We start from the raw sequence: 17920 nt of genomic DNA on the forward strand, positions 1-17920 counted from the left end.
GTTGATGTCGTCCATCGTCGCGACCACCTGCGAGACCACCGCGCCGCCACGGGCGGCCACTTCGGCGGCCGAGCTCGCGAGCTGGTTCGCCTGGCGCGCCGAGTCGGCCGACTGCTTCACGGTGCCGGTCAGCTGCTCCATCGACGAGGCCGCCTGCTGCAGGTTCGACGCGGTCTGCTCGGTGCGGCTGGACAGGTCCTGGTTGCCGGTCGCGATCTCGGTGCTCGCGGTGCCGATGCTGTCGGTCGAGCTGCGCACCTGGCCGACCAGGCCGTGCAACGCGGCCCGCATGCCGCCGAGCGCGCGCAGCAGGTCGCCGAGCTCGTCACGATGCGTCGAGGCGACCGGGCGCGACAGATCGCCGCCGGCGATCGCGGCGGCCGCCGCGAGACCTTGCCGCAGCGGCACGGTGATCGAGCGCGTGATCAGGTACGCCATCGCGCCGCCGACCAGCGCGCTGGCGACGAGGAGCAGCAGCATCAGGTTGCTGGACCAGCCGATGCCGCGCCGCAGGTTCTCGGCCTCGGCGCTCGCTTGATCGGCCTCGTGGCGGTGCAGCGTGCGCATCGTCTCGAGGTAGGCCTCGGAAGCGGGCAACAGCTTGTCGTTCAGGAGGCTCTCGGCTGCCGGCGTGTCGGCCTGCTTGACGAGCGTGAAGAGCTGTTCGCGCAGGGCGACATAGACCTGACGACTCTTCGCGACGCTGGCCATCAGCGCCTTGCCTTCGTCGCCGACGACGAGGCGCTCCATCGTCTTCTGCAGTTCGCCGATCTCGGCGGTCGTCTGCTTGATCTGCGGCGTGAAGAAGCTCTCGATGTTCGGCTGCCCGCCAGCCTTGGCGATCGCGATCGCGCGCGCGACATTCAGCTGCGTCTTGCCGGCCCAGTCGCGTGCAATGCCGGCGCGCTGGTTGCGCTCGGTCAGCTCGGTCAGCCCGTCTGCCGTGCGTGCCAGCTGAAAGTAGGCGATCGCGACGATCGCCAGCAGCAGCGAGAGCACCGCGCCGAAGCCGATCGACAGGCGTGGGCCGATCCGCAGGTTGTTCAATGTCATGGGGCAGGGGTCCGGGGTTGACGGGCGTTCACACTCCTTCTCCTTATCGGCCGCTGCTCTGCTTCATTGAGGTGCGTGCGCAAAGCAAAAGGCCGGCGCATTCGCATGCGCCGGCCTTTCGAGGCGAAGTTGGCGGGATCAGTGGCGCGAGCGCCGCACCAGGCTGCCGACATCGAGGATCAGCGCGACCCGGCCATCGCCCATGATCGTCGCGCCGGAGATGTCGTTGACGCGGCGGTAGTTCGCCTCGAGGTTCTTCACGACGACCTGCTGCTGGCCGAGCAGCTGGTCGACCAGCAGCGCGACGCGCCCGCCCTCGGCCTCGACGACCACCATGATCCCGCTGGCCGACTCGAAATCGAAACGCGGCACGCCGAAGACCTGCTCGAGATCGAGCACCGGCATGAACTCGTCGCGCACCTCGATCACGCGGCCGCTGCCGCCGATCGTCTTGATCGTCTCGGCCCGGACCTGGAACGATTCGATCACCGACGACAGCGGCAGGATGTAGACCTCGTCGCCGACGCCGACCGACATGCCGTCCATGATCGCCAGCGTCAGCGGCAGGCGCACCTTCACGCTCATGCCGTAGCCTTCGGCCGAATCGATCTCGACCGTGCCGCCGAGCGCGGTGATGTTCTTCTTGACCACGTCCATGCCGACGCCGCGGCCCGAGACATCGGTGACGACATCGGCGGTCGAGAAGCCGGGCGCGAAGATCAGCGCCCAGACCTCGGCATCGGTCATCGAATCCGGGGCGTCGATGCCGCGCTCGCGCGCCTTGGCGATCAACTTCTCGCGCGACAGGCCCTTGCCGTCGTCGCGCACCTCGATCAGGATCGAGCCGCCCTGGTGCGAGGCCGCGAGCGTGATCGTGCCGTGCTCGGGCTTGCCCTTCGCGACGCGCTCGGCCGGCGATTCGATGCCGTGGTCGCAGCTGTTGCGCACCAGGTGGGTCAGCGGGTCGGTGATCTTCTCGACCAGGCCCTTGTCGAGCTCGGTCGCCTCGCCCTGCGTGACGAACTCGACCTTCTTGCCGAGCTTGGCCGCCAGGTCGCGCAGCATGCGCGGGAAGCGCGAGAACACCATCGACATCGGAATCATCCGGATCGACATCACCGACTCTTGCAGGTCGCGTGTGTTGCGGTCCAGGTCGGCCAGGCCGGCGGCCAGCTGCTGGTACAGGCCGGGGTCGATCTGCTTGCTGTTCTGCGCCAGCATGGCCTGCGTGATGACGAGCTCGCCGACCAGGTTGATCAGCTGGTCGACCTTCTCGACCGAGACGCGCAAGGTCGACGATTCGAGCGCGGCGGCCGGTGCCTTCTCGGCGCGAGCCGGTGCGCGCGGCGCTGGCTTGGCGGCTTCGGCCCGCGTCGCGACCGCGCTGCCGGCCGGTTCGGCGACCGTGTCCGGAGCGCCCGGCGCGTTCTCGAAGAAGCCGTAGCCCGGATCGCGCAGCGCCAGTTCGGCCTCCGACGGTGCGCCCGGCGCGCCGGCGTGGAAGCCATAGCCGTCGGTGACCGGCAGCAGCGCGACCTCGTCGCGCGAAACGTGGAACGTGAACAGGTCCAGCAGGTCGTTGTCGCTGCTGGTCGTGATGACGCGGAAGCGCCGGATGCCTTCGCTCGCCTGGCCGCCGTCGATCGCTTCGATCGTGCCCAGGTCGGTGATCTCGTTGAAGAGTTCGATCAGCGCGTTGGCATCGGCCGGGTTCTTCAGCGGGCCGACGCGCACCTCGAGCTCGCGCGCCGGGTTGCCGATGGCGGCCGGCGCCGTCAGGCGCGCCTCGGGCGGCGGTTCGTCGGCCATCTGCGCTTCGGCATCGGGCACCGCGGCCTTGGCCACCGCGGCCACGGGCGGCGCATGGCCCGAACTCATCGCACGGATGCTGGTCAGCAGCTCGGTCGTGTCGATCGCGTCGCCGGCGGCGCCCTGGTGGCGTGCGAGCTGCGCGCGCAGCGCGTCGCCCGACTGCAGCAGCACGTCGACCATCGCCGCGGTCGGCGTCAGCTCGTGGCGGCGCAGCTTGTCGAGCAGCGTCTCCATCTGGTGCGTCAGCTCGGCCACGTCGGCGAAGCCGAAGGTCGCGGCACCGCCCTTGACGGAATGGGCGCAGCGGAAGATCGAATTCAGTTCCTCGTCGTCGGCGGCCTCGATGTCGATCTCGAGCAGCTGCGCCTCCATGCGGTCGAGGTTCTCGCCCGCCTCCTCGAAGAACACCTGGTAGAACTGGCTCAGGTCGATGCCTGCGCCGAGGTTCGCGCCTTCATGCGTCATGTCGCCCATGGTCGTGCTCCCGCCTTTCAGCGGATCACCTTCTTGATGACTTCGATCAGCTTGGCCGGGTCGAAGGGCTTGACGAGCCAGCCGGTCGCGCCGGCGCTGCGTCCGGCCTGCTTCATCTGGTCGCTCGACTCGGTCGTCAGGATCAGGATCGGCGTGGCCTTGAACTTCGGGTTGTCGCGCAGCTTCTTCGTCAGGCCGATGCCGTCGAGACGCGGCATGTTCTGGTCGGTCAGCACGAGGTCGAAATCGCTCTTGCCGGTCTTTTCCCAGGCGTCCTGGCCGTCGACGGCTTCGACGACGCTGTAGCCTGCGCTCTTCAGCGTGAACGCCACCATCTGGCGCATGGACGCTGAGTCGTCGACTGCGAGGATTGAATGCATGTGAATCTCCGGATTTCCTGAGGCGTTTTCGGTTGCGTGCGTGCGGACTTGAATCGAGGCCGGTCAGAACAGCTCGACCGAGCCGGCGTCCATCTCGTCCTGCGTGACCGGGTTCGGGCGCAGCGGCGCCTCTTCGACGACCGCGGCGCCGTCGTCGTCGTCGCCCATCGTTTCGCGCGCGATCCGGTCGGCGCAGTTGCGCAGGCGCTTGTGGGTGTGGGCGATCAGCTGCGAGGCCATGTCCTGGAACTGCAGCGCGGTGATCGCGCCGCCGAGATGCTGCATCACGCTGTCGAACAGCTCCTGCGAGGGCGAATCGTGGGCCGCATCGACCAGCTCCTGGATCTCGCCGGCGGCGCCGTGAAAGCCCTGCATCAGCTCGTCGCAGGCATGCGAGAGCAGCCCCTGCAGGCGGTCCAGGTCGTTGCTCGCCGTCATCAGGTTGTCCTGCAGGTCCGCGGCGGCGAGCAGCGGCATCGGCGCCGCACCGTGCGGGTCATGGGCTTGTGGGTTCGGCATCGTGCTTCCGGTGTCGGCAGGGGGTCTTCGGACGGGGCGCTCCCCAGCTTTTCGGCAGCCGGCGGCCAGACCTGAGCGGAAACAGCCCGACCAACCGGGTCTTGTTCGCTCGGCCGGGCCCCTCAGCCTCTGAGTTGCCCGGCCACGACAGCGCGGGGCATACTTCACGCCATGCAGTCCCCCCGCCCCTCCGCGAACGCCTCGGCCGGGGCTGATCGTGTGCTGCAGATCCTGCATCTCGAAGATTCCGAGCTCGACCACGAACTGACGCTCGCGCACCTGAGGCGCGGCGGCCTGCGAGCCCAGGTGCGGCGCATCGACTCCGAGGCCGAATTCCTCGGCGCGCTCGACGAGCGCGACTGGGACGCGATCATTTCCGACTACAACCTGCCCGGCTTTTCCGGCCTGGTCGCGCTCGACCTGCTCGAGGCCAGCGGCCGCGACGTGCCGTTCATCCTGGTTTCGGGCGAGATCGGCGAAGACACCGCGGTCGAGGCGATGCGCAACGGCGCGAGCGACTACCTGCTGAAGAACAACCTCGCGCGCCTGGTGCCGGCGCTGCTGCATGCGGTCGAGGCCACCGAGACGCGCCGCGCCCGCGTGCGCGCCGATCGCGAGCTCGACGAATCGAAGCAGCGCCTGCGCGAGCTCGCGCAGCACCTGCAGAACAGCATCGAGCAGGAGCGCACCGCGATCGCGCGCGAGATCCACGATGACGTGGGCGGCTCGCTGACCGCGCTGAAGTTCGACCTGGCGTGGATCCAGCGCCACTCCGACTCCGACGCGGTGCTGTCGCGCGTCGGCTCGGCGCTCGAGACCGTGACGCTGGCGATCGATTCGAGCAAGCGGATCATGCACAACCTGCGCCCGGCGATCCTCGAGCAGGGGCTGGTCGCGGCGCTGCAGTGGCTGGCCTCGCGCTTCGAGAAACGCACCGGCGTCGAATGCCTGGTGCGCCTGCCCGCCGAGGTGGCCGAGCTGCCGCCCGGCGTGCCGCTGGTCGCCTACCGCACCGCGCAGGAAGCGCTGACCAACGTCAGCAAGCACGCGCAGGCGAGCCGCGTCGAGCTCGATCTGTCGCTCGCCGGCGGCGTGCTGTCGCTCGAGATCAGCGACAACGGCCGCGGCCTGGGCGCCGACGATCTGGCGAAGGTGCGTTCGTTCGGCATTCGCGGCCTGCACGAGCGCGCCGGCACCGTCGATGGCTGGATCGAGCTCAGCAGCAGCGCCAGCGGCACCACGATGATTCTCTCGGTGCCGCTGAATCCGCTCGGCACCCCGGAAGAAGCAACTGCCGCCGGCCCGCATGACGCCGACGATCCGAGCCAGTGGGGCGAACTGTGAACGCAGCAACGACGACACGGGCGCAACGATGATCAAGGTCTTTCTCTGCGACGATCACGCGCTGATCCGGCGCGGCATCCGCGACACGCTCTCGGACGCGCCCGACATCGAGGTCGTCGGCGAGGCCGGCGACTACGGCGAGCTGCGCGCGCTGATGCGCGACCACACCGCCGACGTGCTCGTGCTCGACATCAACCTGCCCGGCCGCAGCGGCCTCGACGTGCTGCACGTGCTGAAGGACGAGGCGACCGCGATGCGCGTGCTCGTCGTCTCGATGTACCCGGAAGACCAGTACGCGATCCGCGCGCTGCGCGCCGGCGCGTTCGGCTACGTCAACAAGGGCGGCGACCCGGCGCAGATCGTCGCCGCGGTGCGCACCGTGGCGCAGGGCCGCAAGTACGTCACGCCCGAGATCGCGCAGATGCTGGTCGAGAGCCTGACGACGCCGATGATCGCGAATGCGCACGAGAAGCTCTCCGATCGCGAGCTGCAGACGCTGGTGATGATCGCGTCGGGCAAGCGCCTGTCCGACATCGCCGAGGAACTGATGCTCAGCCCGAAGACCGTCAGCGTCTACCGCGCCCGCGTGCTCGAGAAGCTCGGCCTGACCAACAACTCCGAGATGACGGTCTACGCGATCCGCAACGGCCTGGTCGGCGGCGAATAGCGTTGGCGGCGCACGCCGCCGGCTGCGGCATGCGTCACGGTCGGTGTCCGAACGGCGCCGGGCGGGGGCCCCGTCGGGCCCGAAACACCTCGAAAACCCTCACCATGCGGGTCGCTGCCTGCGCCCCCGCCCGGGCGGCGCGCTTTCCTGAACCCAGATCCGAGGATCCGATGCACCCGTCGTCGTCGCCTGCCTTGCTGATGACCGCGAGCTTCGCGGTCTGCGGCGCGCTGCTGTGGCTCGCCGCCGCGCTCGCTGCGGCAGCCGAGGCCAGGCCGCCGCGCATCGGGCGCGCGCTGTTCGCGGTCGCGATCGTGCTCGGTGCGTGCGCGCTGTGGTGGCCGGCGAACGCGTTGCGCGCGCCGGCTGCCGATGAACTCGCGCGCAGCCTGGCCTGGCTCTGGCGCGGCCTGCCGGCGCTGTTGCTCGCGGCGCTGGCCGCGAGCGTCGGCCTGCTCTGGGACCGTGGCCGGCGTGCGTGGGCCGGTGTGGCCGCGGCCGCGATGCCGGCGGCGGCCTATCTGCACGCGATGTTCAACGCCTCGGGCCTGTTTCGCGTCGCCGACGGGCCGGCGTGGCTCGGCGTCGGCTCGCTGACGCTGGCCCTGTCGGCGGCGCTGATCGCGACCCAGCTGCAGGCCGCCGACGAGCGCCTCGCCGGTGTGCTGCGCGGCGCCGGCTGTGCGATCGCGGCCGCGCTGGCCTGCCTCGGCGCGGCCGTCTCGGTGCCGGCGAGCGAAGCGGCACGCTGGGCGATCGGGCCCGAATGGCTCGTCGTGACCGGCCTCGTCGCGCTCGGCGCGGTGCTGCTGATGGTGCTGCGGCACGGCAGCGCCGGTGCGGACGCGCACGCGCGCACGACCCGCGCCGCCGCGGCGGTCGACAACCTGACCGGCCTGCCGACGCGGCTGTTCTTCGAGGGTCGGCTGCAGAATGCAGCGAAGAAGTGCGATGCGAAGCGCGCGAGCCTCGCGGTGCTGTTCATCGACCTCGACGGCTTCAAGCCGGTCAACGACACCTTCGGCCACAGCAGCGGCGACCGCGTGCTCGAGCAGGTGGGCAGGCGCCTGAAGGGCATCGCGCGCGGCACGGGCGTGGCCGCGCGCGTCGGCGGCGACGAGTTCCTGCTGCTCGCGGTCGGCATCGACGCGCCGGAGGTCGCGGCGCGCCTCGCCGAGCGGCTGATCGACGTGCTCAGCGAGCCGTACCGGATCGACGATCGCGAGGTCGCGATCTCGTGTTCGGTCGGCATCGCGCGCTATCCCGACCACTGCCACCCGAACAAGCTGATCGCCCGCGCCGACGCGGCGATGTACGCCGCCAAGCGCGCCGGCGGTGCGCGTCACTGCTTCTACGCCCCCGAGATGGACGCCGATGTGCAGCAGAACTTCGACATGCTGCGCGACCTGCGCCTGGCGCTCGCGAACGACGAACTCGAACTCTTCTTCCAGCCCAAGGTCGACGCGCGCAGCGGCAAGGTCACCGCGGCCGAGGCGCTGCTGCGCTGGAACCACCCGACGCTCGGCATGGTGATGCCGGGGCAGTTCGTGCCGCTGGCCGAGCGCTCGGGGCTGATCGGGCTGCTCGGCAACTGGGTCGTCGAGGCGGCCTGCAAGCAGGCGCGGGCGTGGCGCGACAAGGGCCTGCGCATGCGCGTCGCGATCAATCTGTCGGCGCACCAGATGCGCCAGGACGACATCGCCGACCGCATCGCCGACGCGCTCGCGCGTCACCGCATCCACCCGGCGCTGCTGACCTGCGAAATCACCGAGTCGGCGGCGATGGAAGACACCGGCGCGACGCAGGAGACCTTCCGCCGCCTCGGCGAGATGGGCACGCACCTGTCGATCGACGACTTCGGCACCGGCTATTCGAGCCTGAGCTACCTGCGCCAGCTGCCCGCCGAGGAGCTGAAGATCGACGCCAGCTTCGTGAAGGACGTCGACCACAGCGCCGATGCGCGCGCGGTCGTCGACGCGGTCGTCAAGCTCGCGCACGCGCTGGGCCTGAAGGTCGTCGCCGAAGGCGTCGAGACCGCGCGCCAGCGCAAGGTCCTGGTCGAACTCGGCTGCGACGAGTTGCAGGGCTTTCTGTTCGCGAAGCCGATGACCGCACGCGCGCTGCTGCTGTGGGCGATCGACGATCGCTCGAGCGCCGCGGTGTTCCGCGACTCGCTGTTCGGCGAGACGCGCCAGGCCTCGCGCCAGATGCTGCGTGCGCCGTCGCGCCCGGGCTCGCGCCACGCGGCGCGGCACGGCTTGCGCCAGTCCTAAATGGGCGAACGCGTCGCGCGCCGGCGCACGCACTCCAGGTAGCGCTCGCCGTCGGGCGGCAGCCCGCTGCGCTGCGAGGCCCAGATCATCTCGCCCAGGCACTCCATCACCTCGTGCTGCGCGGCGTGCGGCGAGCCGAGCTTCGCGGCGAGCAGCCCGAAGGCCTGCTTGATGCCGGTCGGCTGGTCGATCGCGATCTGCTCGGTGATCGACAGGTGCATCGACAGGTGCAGGAACGGATTGCCGCGCCCGCCTTCGACCTCGTAGACCGCCGCGAGCGCGGCGTCGAGGTCGTCGAGCTCTTTGTGGAGCTCGGGGTGCTGATCGATCCAGTCGGCGGCGATCGCCTCCATCGGCGTCAGCGGCAGGGCCTCACGCTGCTTGCGGCGGGTCTCGCAGAAGAAGCGGCGAACGTCGTGTTGTGAAGGCGCGAACATCGGCGAATTCTGCCTCGCCGACCCTTCAACGCAGCCGAACGCGGTCGACGAAAATTTGCGGGCCGCACGCGCGGGCGACGCCGAGAATGGCGTTATCCCAACCGATGAAGCTGCAGCCATGAACGTCACGACCGAGCAACTCTTCACCGAGGCCCGCACCCACAACGGCTTCAAGCCCGAACCGATCCCCGAGGCCACGCTGCACGAGCTCTACGAGCTGCTGAAGTGGGGCCCGACCTCGGCCAACTGCAGCCCGGCGCGCTTCATCTTCGTGACCTCGCCCGAGGCCAAGGCGAAGCTGCTGGAAGGCATCGCGCCGGGCAATCTCGAGAAGACGCGCGCCGCGCCGCTGACCGTGATCGTCGGCATGGACATGGCGTTCTACGAGAAGCTGCCGAAGCTCTTCCCGCATGCCGACGCGAAGTCGTGGTTCGTCGGCAAGCAGCCGATGATCGAGGCGACCGCGTTTCGCAATTCCAGTCTGCAGGGCGGCTACCTGATCCTCGCGGCGCGCGCGCTCGGCCTCGATTGCGGGCCGATGAGCGGCTTCGATGCGGCCAAGGTCGATGCGGCGTTCTGGGCCGACACGTCGGTGAAGACGAACTTCATCATCAACCTCGGGCACGGCGACGCGAGCAAGCTGTTCGGCCGCAGCCCGCGCCTGAGCTTCGAAGAGGCCTGCCAGATCGCCTGATCCGTGGATTCAGCCGGTGATCTTTGCGATCACCGCCTGAGCGACAACCGCGAACGACAGGATCACGACGAACCAGCCGATGCCGCGACGCAGCTTCGATGCGGCGGCTTCGCTGCCGGCGCTGCGCAGCACGCGCGAGATCAGCTGCGAGTCGGCGGTGCTCGCGATCAGCATGCCGCCGGAGAACAGCAGTCCCGCGACCACGCCGGCCCACCAGCCGCCCTGGTGCGTCGCGAACACGCTCCAGGCCGAGACATGCGCGACCGTGTCGATCACGAGCGCGAACAGCAGCCCGATCGCGACCGTCGACCACAGGTCGGTGCGCTCGCGCAGCGCCGCTGGGATCAGCTTCATCCGCACCGAATTCGGCCGGTAGGCGCCGGGCGCGAGCAGCGCACGCAGGTTCCACAGGCCGAGCAGGGTCAGCAGCACGATCGGCAACCAGTCGAGCACCTGCACGAGCGTGGCCGGCAGCGTGAACGACGCGGCAAGCAGGCTGATGCCGACCGCGATCACCGCGATCGCCAGGCCATGACCGAGCGCGAACAGGCTGCCGGTCCACGGCGCATGGCGCTCGCGGTGGTCGTGCGCGCGCAGGGTCAAGCCGTCGATGGCGGCGATGTGGTCCGGCTCGATGCCGTGGCGCAGCCCGAGCAGGAAGAACAGCGCCATGCCGCTGGCCGGCAATTCGACACCCGTCATGTTGGCCGGCCTTTGCTGCACGCGGCGCACAACCCGCGCAGCGTGATCTCGTGCGCGCTGACGACGAAGCCGGCGGGTGCCAGGTCCTGCATCGAACCCGGGCAGGCGTGCAGCGCGTAGACGCGGTCGCAGGCCTCGCAGTGGAAATGATGGTGGTGGTGCGGCGCCTTGCCGTGGTGGTGATGCGCATCGCCGCAGGCGGCCTCGAAGCGCGCGGCCTGGCCCGGAAGCAACACCTTGACGATGCGTGCCTCGTCTTGCAGCGCATTGATCTGGCGGTAGATCGTCGACAGATTCAGGCTCGCGACCGAGGTCTGCGCGAGCGCGAGGATCTCGGCCGGCGTCAGCGCACGGCCGGCGTGCTCGATCGCGGCGAGCACCGCTTCGCGCTGGCGGGTGTTGCGTTCCATGGCCGCGATCTTATTGCAAATTGATTGGCAACAAGATTCGGCGCGGGAATGGACCCGCGGCGCTTGCGCTCGCCGCCGGATCGCGCGGCAGCTACTGGACCACCTCGATGCGCGTGACCGTCAGCGCGCCACCGCTGCGTTCGGCGGCGAAGCGGACCTTGTCGCCTTCCTTGATGCCCGCGAGCAGGCCCGGATCGGCGACGCGGAACACCATCGTCATGCCCGGCATGTCGAGCGTCTCGATGCGGCCATGGCGCAGGGTCAGCTTGCCGGCCTCGCGGTCGACCTTGCGCACCTCGCCGTCGGTCAGCGTCGCCACCGCGGTGGACGCGCTGGCCGCGCTCGGCGTCGCCTGCCCCTGCGCTGACGCGCCGATCGAGACGGCGGCGAGCGCGGCCGCCAGCATCTTCATCCGTGTGTTCATCGTGTGCTCCTTCACTTGACCGTCACCTTGCCGACCATGCCGGCCTCGTAGTGCCCCGGCTGCAGGCACGCGAAGCGGAACTCGCCGCGCCGATCGAACTGCCAGACGATCTCGCCGCGCGCGCCGGGCTTGACGTGGGCCATGTTCGCGTCGGCATGCTCCATCTCGGGAAACTTCTTCATCAGCGCCGCGTGCGCGTCGATCGCCTGGGCCGTGCCGAGCACCATCTCGTGCAGCAGCTTGCCGTCGTTGTGCACGACGAAGCGGATGGTCTCGCCGCGCTTGACCGCCAGGTTCGCCGGCCTGAACCGCATCGTGTCCGCCATGCCGACCTCGATGGTTCGCGTCACCTTGCCGGGATCGCCTTGCCGGCCGAAGTCGGTGGGCTCGACCTTGCTGGCGTCGTATCGGTTTGGCGCCCCATGTTCTTGATCGCCGTGCGCGAGGACGAGGGTCGCAGAAGATGCCGCCAGGAGTGCGGCGAGGAGGTGCGCAGTGAGTCGGGTGTTCATGTGAAATGACCTTCTGATCAATGGCCTTCGTGGCCGGATGGTTTGCGAGCCTTCGGCGTGTCGGCGTCGGCCTTCGGGGCGGGGCTGCGCACCGCCGGTTCGAGCGCGCCGGCGTATTCGCGCGCGACGCTGCCGGGCGGGTGCTTGAACCAGCCGGGGTCGCGGTAGTCGCCCGGCTTCACGTCGTCGCGCACCTTCAGCACGCTGAACATGCCGCCCATCCCGATGCCGCCGAACGGGCCCGTGCCGGTCATCATCGGCAAGGTGTTGTCGGGCAGCGGCATCTCCATCTCGGCCATGTCGTGCATGCCCTTGTCGCCCATGTGCATGTACTCGGGCACGAGCTTCGTGATCTTGTCGACCACGCCGCGCGCGTCGACGCCGAGCATCGTCGGCACGTCGTGCCCCATCGCGTTCATCGTGTGGTGCGACTTGTGGCAGTGGAACGCCCAGTCGCCGGCGTTCGCGTCGAACTCGAAGGCCCGCACCTGGCCGACCGCGACATCGGTCGTCACCTCGGGCCAGCGCGCCGACTTCGGCACCCAGCCGCCGTCGGTGCCGGTCACCTCGAAGTGGTGCCCGTGCAGGTGCATCGGGTGGTTCGTCATCGTCAGGTTGCCGACGCGGATGCGCACGCGGTCGCCGCTGCGCGCGACGAGCGGGTCGATGCCGGGGAACACGCGGCTGTTCCAGGTCCAGAGGTTGAAGTCGAGCATCGTGTTGACCTTCGGTGTGGCCGAACCCGGATCGATGTCGAACGCCGCGAGCAGCAGCACGAAGTCGCGATCGACCTTGAACTGGCGCGGGTCCTTCGGGTGCACGATGAACATCCCCATCATGCCCATCGCCATCTGCAGCGTCTCGTCGGCGTGCGGGTGGTACATGAAGGTGCCGGAGCGCGTCAGCACGAACTCGTAGACGAAGGTCTTGCCGGGCGCGATGGCGGGCTGCGTCAGCCCGGTCACGCCGTCCATCCCCGAGGGCAGCAGCATGCCGTGCCAGTGGATGCTCGTCGCCTCGGGCAGCTTGTTGGTGACGAAGATGCGCACCCGATCGCCCTCGACGGCCTCGATCGTCGGCCCCGGGCTGCTGCCGTTGTAGCCCCACAGCTTCGCCTTCATGCCGGGCGCGAGTTCGCGCACGACCGGCTCGGCGACGAGGTGGAACTCCTTGATGTTGTCCTTCATGCGCCAGGGCAGCGACCACCCGTTGAGCGTGACGACCGGGCGGTACGGCCGGCCGGTCTGCGGGCGCGGCGGCGGCTGCATCGTCGGCGCGCTCTGGATCACGGCCTCCGGCAGCGCAGCGGCGCCGGCACGGCTCAGCGCCGCGGCGCCGAGCGCGGTCGCGCCGGCGCTGCGCAGGAAGGTTCTGCGGTTGCTCATCGGGATTCTTTCGAGAGGGTGGCCGCGCCCGGCGAACCGCCGGTCAGCGCGGATTGAAGGTCTGTCTGCGCGATCCAGTGATCGCGCAGCGCCTCGACATAACCGGTGACGCCGCTGACCTGCTCGCGCGCGTCGGCGAGCAGCTCGAACACGCCGAGCAGCATGCCGTTGTAGCGCAGCAGGTTCTCGTCGGCGATGCGCTGGCGCAGCGGCACGATCTCGTCGCGGTAGTGCTTCGCCAGGTCGTATGCGGTGCGATAGGCCGAGTAGGTTTCGCGCACTTCGGAGCGCGCGTTGACCGCGATCTCGGCGGTGCGGTGGATCGACTGCATGTAGAGCGCTTCGGCGCGCGCCGATCGTGTCGCGCCGAAGTCGAACAGCGGCAGCTCGACCTCGATCTGGTAGCCGTTCCGGCGCGCCTCGCCGGTCTGGCTCTGGTTCGCGTAGCCAGCCTGCAGCACGTTGACGAACCGGGTCGCCTTCGTCAGGCCGAGCGCGTTCGCAGTGGCCTCGGCGGAACGCCTGGCCATCTGCACGTCGAGACGCTTGTCCATCGCGGTCTGTTCCGCATCCTGCGGCGCCATCGGCTCGGTCGGCAGCTCGGGCAGGTGTTCCGGCAACGTGAAGCTCGGCGGTTCGCCGCTGAGCCCGAGCGCGCGGATCAGCCGCTCGCGTGCTGCCAGTGCCTGGTGCCGGGCCCGCGCCAGCTGCGTGCGCGCGTCGGCAGCGAAGGCCTGCTGGCGCATCTGCGCGAGCTTGTTGAAGTTGCCCGCCTCGCGCATGCGGCGCGCGAGTTCGCTGGACGCATCGGCCGCGTCGTCGACCTGCTGGCCGTAGCGCACCAGATCCTGCGCCGCGACCGCGCCGAAGAACGCCCGGCGCGCTTCGGCGGCGACGCCGACGGCGTCCAACGCCGCCTGGTATTGCGCCCGCTCGAAGCGCTGCCGCTCGACCTGCGTCGCCAGCGGCATCGTCAGCAGGCCCAGCACGTCGAACAGGATCGAGCGGTCGATCTCGGTGATGCCGCCGCCGCTGACCCGGCCGAAGCCGAGCGTTGGATTGGCGAGCCGGCCGGCGCGCACGAGATCCGACTCGGCGATGCCCAGTTCCGCGAAGCCGGCCTGCAAGCCGCGGTTGTTCAGCAGTGCCAGTTCGACCGCGCTGTCGGCGCTCAACGGCCGCATCAGCAACTCATTGATGCGTGTCTGCGCGCTGTCGTTGTCGGCAGGCGAGCGCTGCCACGACGCGGTCTGGCCGGTGCGTTCCCGTGTGAGCTCGGCGACCTTGCCGAAGCCGCCGTCTTCGGAGAACGAGGCGCAGCCGGCGAAGAAGAGCACGGCAGTTGCTGCCGCGATGCCGACGCGAATCGGCGGGAGGTGTTTGTTCATTGTCGAAGCAGCTGGACCGCCGGCCGGATCCGATCCGGCCAGCCCATGCGCGTGCGCTGGACGCACGAGCGCCGTCAGGCCCGCGTGCGCAGGCCCGTTCGGGTCAGCTGCTTCGTGGTGGGCGCTCCTGCCCGTCCGAGACGAAGCTCGGCGCGGCGGCGCGCAGGTCGGGGAAGGAGATCGATGCGAGGGCCTGCGGCACCGGCACGCCCGGCAGGCTGCCGACGAGCGGCGTGACGGAACACAAGTCGCAGCACAGGCCGCACTTGTCGGACGGGCCGGCGGGCTTGCCGTCGTCGGCATGGTGTTCGCCCGTGGCGTGCAGCTGCTGCATGTGCGCGTGCTCCGACGTGTCCGTCGAATGCTGATGCAGATGCCCCTCGGCGTGGCCGGCCGCGGTCGACGACGGGCACAGCATCGCCGCGGCGACCGCGCCCCGAATCGGGAGCAGCAGCGCCAGCAACACCAGGAGCCAGATGCGAACAGTTTTCACGCGGTCCAGATTAGCACGCGGCTGTGACGACCGGGCGGACTCTAAAGCTTGCCACCGTGGCAAGGTCAAGCGGGGCACTCGAGAAGAATTCGCTGCGGCTGCGGAGGGTGCGGATCACCGAGTCGTGACCGGGCCTCCTTCGGCCCGCTGGATCGCCTGAACGAGCGTCGCGAACTCTTGCGGGTTCAGGTCCGAGATCACCCAGTGGGTCATGCCGCCATGAGACCAGCGAGCGGTCTGGAAGCCGCGCTCGGCCACGAGCTTGACCGGGCTGTCCGTCGTGCTGCCCGGCCACACGAACGCGTTCACGACGTGCTGGCCCTGGCGGTAGACCAGGGCCGCGACGGGGCGGCCGTCGAGATAATCGACGCGCCCGCCGAGAAACACCGAGCCCGGAATCGGCAGCTCGTTGACCGGCGGCGAGAAATCGAGCCTCGACGAGAGCCAGGGCTTGACGGTGTGGTGGTCCGACGAGGCGACATCGACCAGGTGCTGCCCGAGCGTCGAGCGCACATGGCTCGCGACGACCTCGTCGAGCAAGCGCTCGTCTCGTGTCGAGCGCAGCCACGCGAGGTTCAGCGCCAACGCCAGCGCCGCGACGAGGCCGAACGAGAGCGCCATCGGGCGCGCGCCGAGCCAGCGCCAGATCGCCGCGCCGACCACCGCGGGCGCGCGCCGCGTCGCCGCTGGCGCTGTCAGCGCCGCGATGCGCGCACGCAATGCCGCCGGCGCCGCGTGGTATTCCGCGCGGTCGCGCAGTGCCGCCCGCAACTGGCGCAGCGCGTCGACCTCTTCCCGCAGGCCCGGGTCCGATCGCATCCGCTCCTCCATCTCGAGCAGGCTCGGCAGGTCGAGTTCGCCGTCGACGAAGGCGTTGATCCGTTGTGTTTCGCGTGTTGACGTCATGACTTGCCTCCACCGAGCGTCGACCGTGGCACCGGGCGCAGCACGGGGCGGGCGCTCGGTGCCAAGGCCTGCCGCATCAGGCCTCGGGCGCGCGCCAGGCGCGACATCACGGTGCCGACCGGGATGTCGGCGATGCGAGCGATGTCGCCGTACGGGAGATCCTCGAGTTCGCGCAGCACCAGCACCTCGCGGTAGCCGATCGGCAACGCGGCGATCGCCTGGTCGATCTGCAGGCGGTCGGCATTGCGCATCGCCACGGCGTGCGGCTCGTCGGCGGCGGGCGCGGCGATTTCGCTCAGCGTGTCGTCGGCGTCGTCGAGCAAAAGCCTTTCGGCCGGGCGGTTCTCCTTCAGCCACGAGAAGCAGCTGTGGCGGACGATCTGCAGCAGCCAGGCGCGGGCGTTGTCGCCGCGAAAGCTGCCCATGTAGCGCATCGCCCGCATCGAGGCCTCCTGCACCACGTCCTGGGCATCCTGGTCGTTGCGCGTCAGCCAGCGCGCCAGGTTGTAGGCGGCGTCCAGGTGCGGCAGGGCCAGCAACTCGAAGCGCCGCCGGTTCTCGTCATCGCTCATGCAGATCCTCTCTGACAGCTGATACCGGACGCGGCCCGCGTTTATTCCCGATCCCGAGCCACTGAGTGCGGTATTTACGGCGCGTCGGGAATTTTCCGGGCCCGGCACCGGTATGACATCACGAGACCCGCAGGCCGAACCTCGGCAGCGGCCCAAATCGTTTCATCCGGGGAAACATCATGAGCGCATTCGATCGAAGGCAGTTCCTGCAGTTGGCGGGCCTCGGTGGGGCGGTGTTCGCGTCCGGCCTGTCGGGCGCCGTGCGGGCTGCCGATGCGACGCGCCCGGGCGGCGACGACGACTTTTTCTTCGTCCAGCTGTCCGACATTCACTGGGGCTTCGAAGGCGCGCCGAACCCCGATGCCCGCGGCACGCTGCCGAAGGCGATCGCGGCCGTCAACGCGCTCGCGCAGGCGCCCGACTTCATCATCTTCACCGGCGACCTGACGCACACCACCGACGACCCGAAGGAGCGCCGCAAGCGCATGGCCGAGTTCCGTGACATGGCCGCCGAGCTCAAGGTCAAGACCGTGCGCTTCATCCCCGGCGAACACGATGCCTCGCTCGACAACGGCAAGGCCTTCAAGGAGTTCTTCGGCGCGACGAACTACAGCTTCGATCACAAGGGCGTGCATTTCATCGTGCTCGACAACGTCAGCGACCCCGGCGCGCAGCTTGGCGAGCCGCAGCTGGCGTGGCTTGCCGACGACCTCGGGAAGCAGCCCGCCGACGCGCGCATCGTCGTCTTCGCGCACCGGCCGCTGTTCGACCTGTACCCGCAATGGGACTGGGCCACGCGCGACGGCGCGAAGGCGATCGAGCTGCTGATGCCGCATGCCAACGTGACCGTGTTCTACGGCCATATCCACCAGGAGCACCACCAGATGACGGGCCACATCGCACACCACTCGGCGAAGTCGCTGATCTTCGCGCTGCCGGTGGCCGGCTCGCAGCCCAAGCGCACGCCGCTGCCGTGGGACCCGGCGCAGCCCTACCGCGGCCTGGGCTTTCGCGAGGTGGAGGCCGAGCCGAAGAAGGCGACCTACGCCATCACCGAACTGCCCGTGCTGAAGGCCTGAGCGATGAGCATCGACACGAGCAAGCGGATGATGCTGGGTGCGGCCGGGGCGCTGGCCCTGGGTTCGGTCACGGCGCTGGGTTCGGTGACGACGCTGGCGCGGGCCCAGCCGAAGACGCGGGTGATCCAGATCGTCGCGAAGAAGTTCGTCTTCGTGCCGAGCGAGATCCGCGTGAAGAAGGGCGAGACGGTCATGCTGCAGTTCACCGCGCCGGAGGTGCCGATGGGCTTCAACCTGGCCGACTTCAAGCTGCGCACCGACATCATGCCGGGCCAGGTCGCGACACTGCAGCTCATGCCCGACAAGACCGGCAGCTTCACCTTCCTGTGCGACGTGTTCTGCGGCTCGGGGCACGAAGACATGAGCGGCACCTTGATCGTGTCTTGAGAGGGTGCG

The 17920-nt window shown here is 69.4% G+C and carries 20 protein-coding genes; 6 read left to right on the forward strand and 14 right to left on the reverse strand.

Annotated features, from left to right (window positions below):
* The 4 genes from AC1DTW_RS17500 to AC1DTW_RS17515 form a co-directional block, all read right to left on the reverse strand.
* Positions 1-1053, reverse strand: a 1053-nt coding sequence (locus AC1DTW_RS17500; RefSeq protein WP_477982574.1) for a methyl-accepting chemotaxis protein, incomplete at its 3' end; no start/stop codon positions are given.
* Between the two features lie 138 nt (positions 1054-1191).
* Positions 1192-3339 carry a chemotaxis protein CheA gene (locus AC1DTW_RS17505; RefSeq protein WP_477982575.1) on the reverse strand — a complete coding sequence of 716 codons (2148 nt, stop codon included), beginning with the start codon at positions 3337-3339 and terminating at the stop codon, positions 1192-1194.
* Between the two features lie 17 nt (positions 3340-3356).
* Entirely contained in the window at positions 3357-3719 is a 363-nt protein-coding gene (locus AC1DTW_RS17510; RefSeq protein WP_477982576.1) for a response regulator, read from the reverse strand.
* Positions 3720-3782: 63 nt separating this feature from the next.
* Complete coding sequence (locus AC1DTW_RS17515) at positions 3783-4238, reverse strand: hypothetical protein (RefSeq protein ID WP_477982577.1); 456 nt, start codon at positions 4236-4238, stop codon at positions 3783-3785.
* A 171-nt stretch (positions 4239-4409) separates the two neighbouring features.
* On the opposite strand from AC1DTW_RS17515, the gene AC1DTW_RS17520 reads away from it, so the two are divergent.
* From AC1DTW_RS17520 to AC1DTW_RS17530, 3 genes are all read left to right on the forward strand, one after another.
* Positions 4410-5582 carry a hybrid sensor histidine kinase/response regulator gene (locus AC1DTW_RS17520; protein ID WP_477982578.1) on the forward strand — a complete coding sequence of 391 codons (1173 nt, stop codon included), beginning with the start codon at positions 4410-4412 and terminating at the stop codon, positions 5580-5582.
* Between the two features lie 28 nt (positions 5583-5610).
* Positions 5611-6249, forward strand: coding sequence for a response regulator (locus AC1DTW_RS17525; RefSeq protein ID WP_477982580.1), 639 nt, complete (start codon positions 5611-5613; stop codon positions 6247-6249).
* Positions 6250-6419: 170 nt separating this feature from the next.
* Positions 6420-8522 (forward strand): putative bifunctional diguanylate cyclase/phosphodiesterase, encoded by a 2103-nt coding sequence (locus AC1DTW_RS17530; RefSeq protein WP_477982581.1) that lies wholly within the window; start codon positions 6420-6422, stop codon positions 8520-8522.
* Here the strand turns inward: AC1DTW_RS17530 and AC1DTW_RS17535 are convergent.
* Positions 8519-8959 carry a DUF1841 family protein gene (locus tag AC1DTW_RS17535; RefSeq protein WP_477982582.1) on the reverse strand — a complete coding sequence of 147 codons (441 nt, stop codon included), beginning with the start codon at positions 8957-8959 and terminating at the stop codon, positions 8519-8521. The two genes, AC1DTW_RS17530 and AC1DTW_RS17535, sit on opposite strands and share 4 nt — an antisense overlap.
* Before the next feature lie 118 nt (positions 8960-9077).
* Here AC1DTW_RS17535 and AC1DTW_RS17540 point away from each other — a divergent pair, with 118 nt between their 5' ends.
* Complete coding sequence (locus AC1DTW_RS17540; protein ID WP_477982583.1) at positions 9078-9653, forward strand: malonic semialdehyde reductase; 576 nt, start codon at positions 9078-9080, stop codon at positions 9651-9653.
* Positions 9654-9662: 9 nt separating this feature from the next.
* Here the strand turns inward: AC1DTW_RS17540 and AC1DTW_RS17545 are convergent, their stop codons facing one another.
* The 9 genes from AC1DTW_RS17545 to AC1DTW_RS17585 all read right to left on the reverse strand — a co-directional run bounded on the left by AC1DTW_RS17545 (position 9663) and on the right by AC1DTW_RS17585 (position 16445).
* On the reverse strand, positions 9663-10355 hold the full coding sequence (locus AC1DTW_RS17545) for a HoxN/HupN/NixA family nickel/cobalt transporter (RefSeq protein ID WP_477982584.1): 693 nt from the start codon (positions 10353-10355) through the stop codon (positions 9663-9665).
* Positions 10352-10765, reverse strand: a complete 414-nt coding sequence (locus tag AC1DTW_RS17550) for a Fur family transcriptional regulator (protein ID WP_477982585.1) — start codon at positions 10763-10765, stop codon at positions 10352-10354. The genes AC1DTW_RS17545 and AC1DTW_RS17550 overlap by 4 nt, the downstream gene beginning before the upstream one ends.
* 91 nt (positions 10766-10856) lie before the next feature.
* Positions 10857-11189: a copper-binding protein gene (locus AC1DTW_RS17555; RefSeq protein WP_477982586.1), complete on the reverse strand. Its 333-nt coding sequence runs from the start codon at positions 11187-11189 to the stop codon at positions 10857-10859.
* Between the two features lie 11 nt (positions 11190-11200).
* Entirely contained in the window at positions 11201-11701 is a 501-nt protein-coding gene (locus AC1DTW_RS17560) for a cupredoxin domain-containing protein (RefSeq protein ID WP_477982587.1), read from the reverse strand.
* A gap of 17 nt (positions 11702-11718) precedes the next feature.
* Entirely contained in the window at positions 11719-13086 is a 1368-nt protein-coding gene (locus AC1DTW_RS17565) for a multicopper oxidase family protein (protein WP_477982589.1), read from the reverse strand.
* Positions 13083-14474 carry a TolC family protein gene (locus AC1DTW_RS17570; protein ID WP_477982591.1) on the reverse strand — a complete coding sequence of 464 codons (1392 nt, stop codon included), beginning with the start codon at positions 14472-14474 and terminating at the stop codon, positions 13083-13085. The genes AC1DTW_RS17565 and AC1DTW_RS17570 overlap by 4 nt, the downstream gene beginning before the upstream one ends.
* Before the next feature lie 103 nt (positions 14475-14577).
* Positions 14578-14967, reverse strand: coding sequence for a DUF2946 family protein (locus tag AC1DTW_RS17575; protein ID WP_477982592.1), 390 nt, complete (start codon positions 14965-14967; stop codon positions 14578-14580).
* Between the two features lie 114 nt (positions 14968-15081).
* Positions 15082-15873, reverse strand: coding sequence for an anti-sigma factor family protein (locus AC1DTW_RS17580; protein WP_477982593.1), 792 nt, complete (start codon positions 15871-15873; stop codon positions 15082-15084).
* Positions 15870-16445: a sigma-70 family RNA polymerase sigma factor gene (locus tag AC1DTW_RS17585; protein ID WP_477982594.1), complete on the reverse strand. Its 576-nt coding sequence runs from the start codon at positions 16443-16445 to the stop codon at positions 15870-15872. Before AC1DTW_RS17585 ends, AC1DTW_RS17580 begins: the two co-directional genes overlap by 4 nt.
* A gap of 179 nt (positions 16446-16624) precedes the next feature.
* Between AC1DTW_RS17585 and AC1DTW_RS17590 the strand changes: the two genes are divergently transcribed.
* Positions 16625-17524: a metallophosphoesterase family protein gene (locus AC1DTW_RS17590; protein ID WP_477982595.1), complete on the forward strand. Its 900-nt coding sequence runs from the start codon at positions 16625-16627 to the stop codon at positions 17522-17524.
* Between the two features lie 3 nt (positions 17525-17527).
* Positions 17528-17911, forward strand: a complete 384-nt coding sequence (locus AC1DTW_RS17595; protein ID WP_477982596.1) for a cupredoxin domain-containing protein — start codon at positions 17528-17530, stop codon at positions 17909-17911.
* Positions 17912-17920: the final 9 nt, after the last annotated feature.

The organism is Rhizobacter sp. P5_A1 (assembly GCF_056400745.1).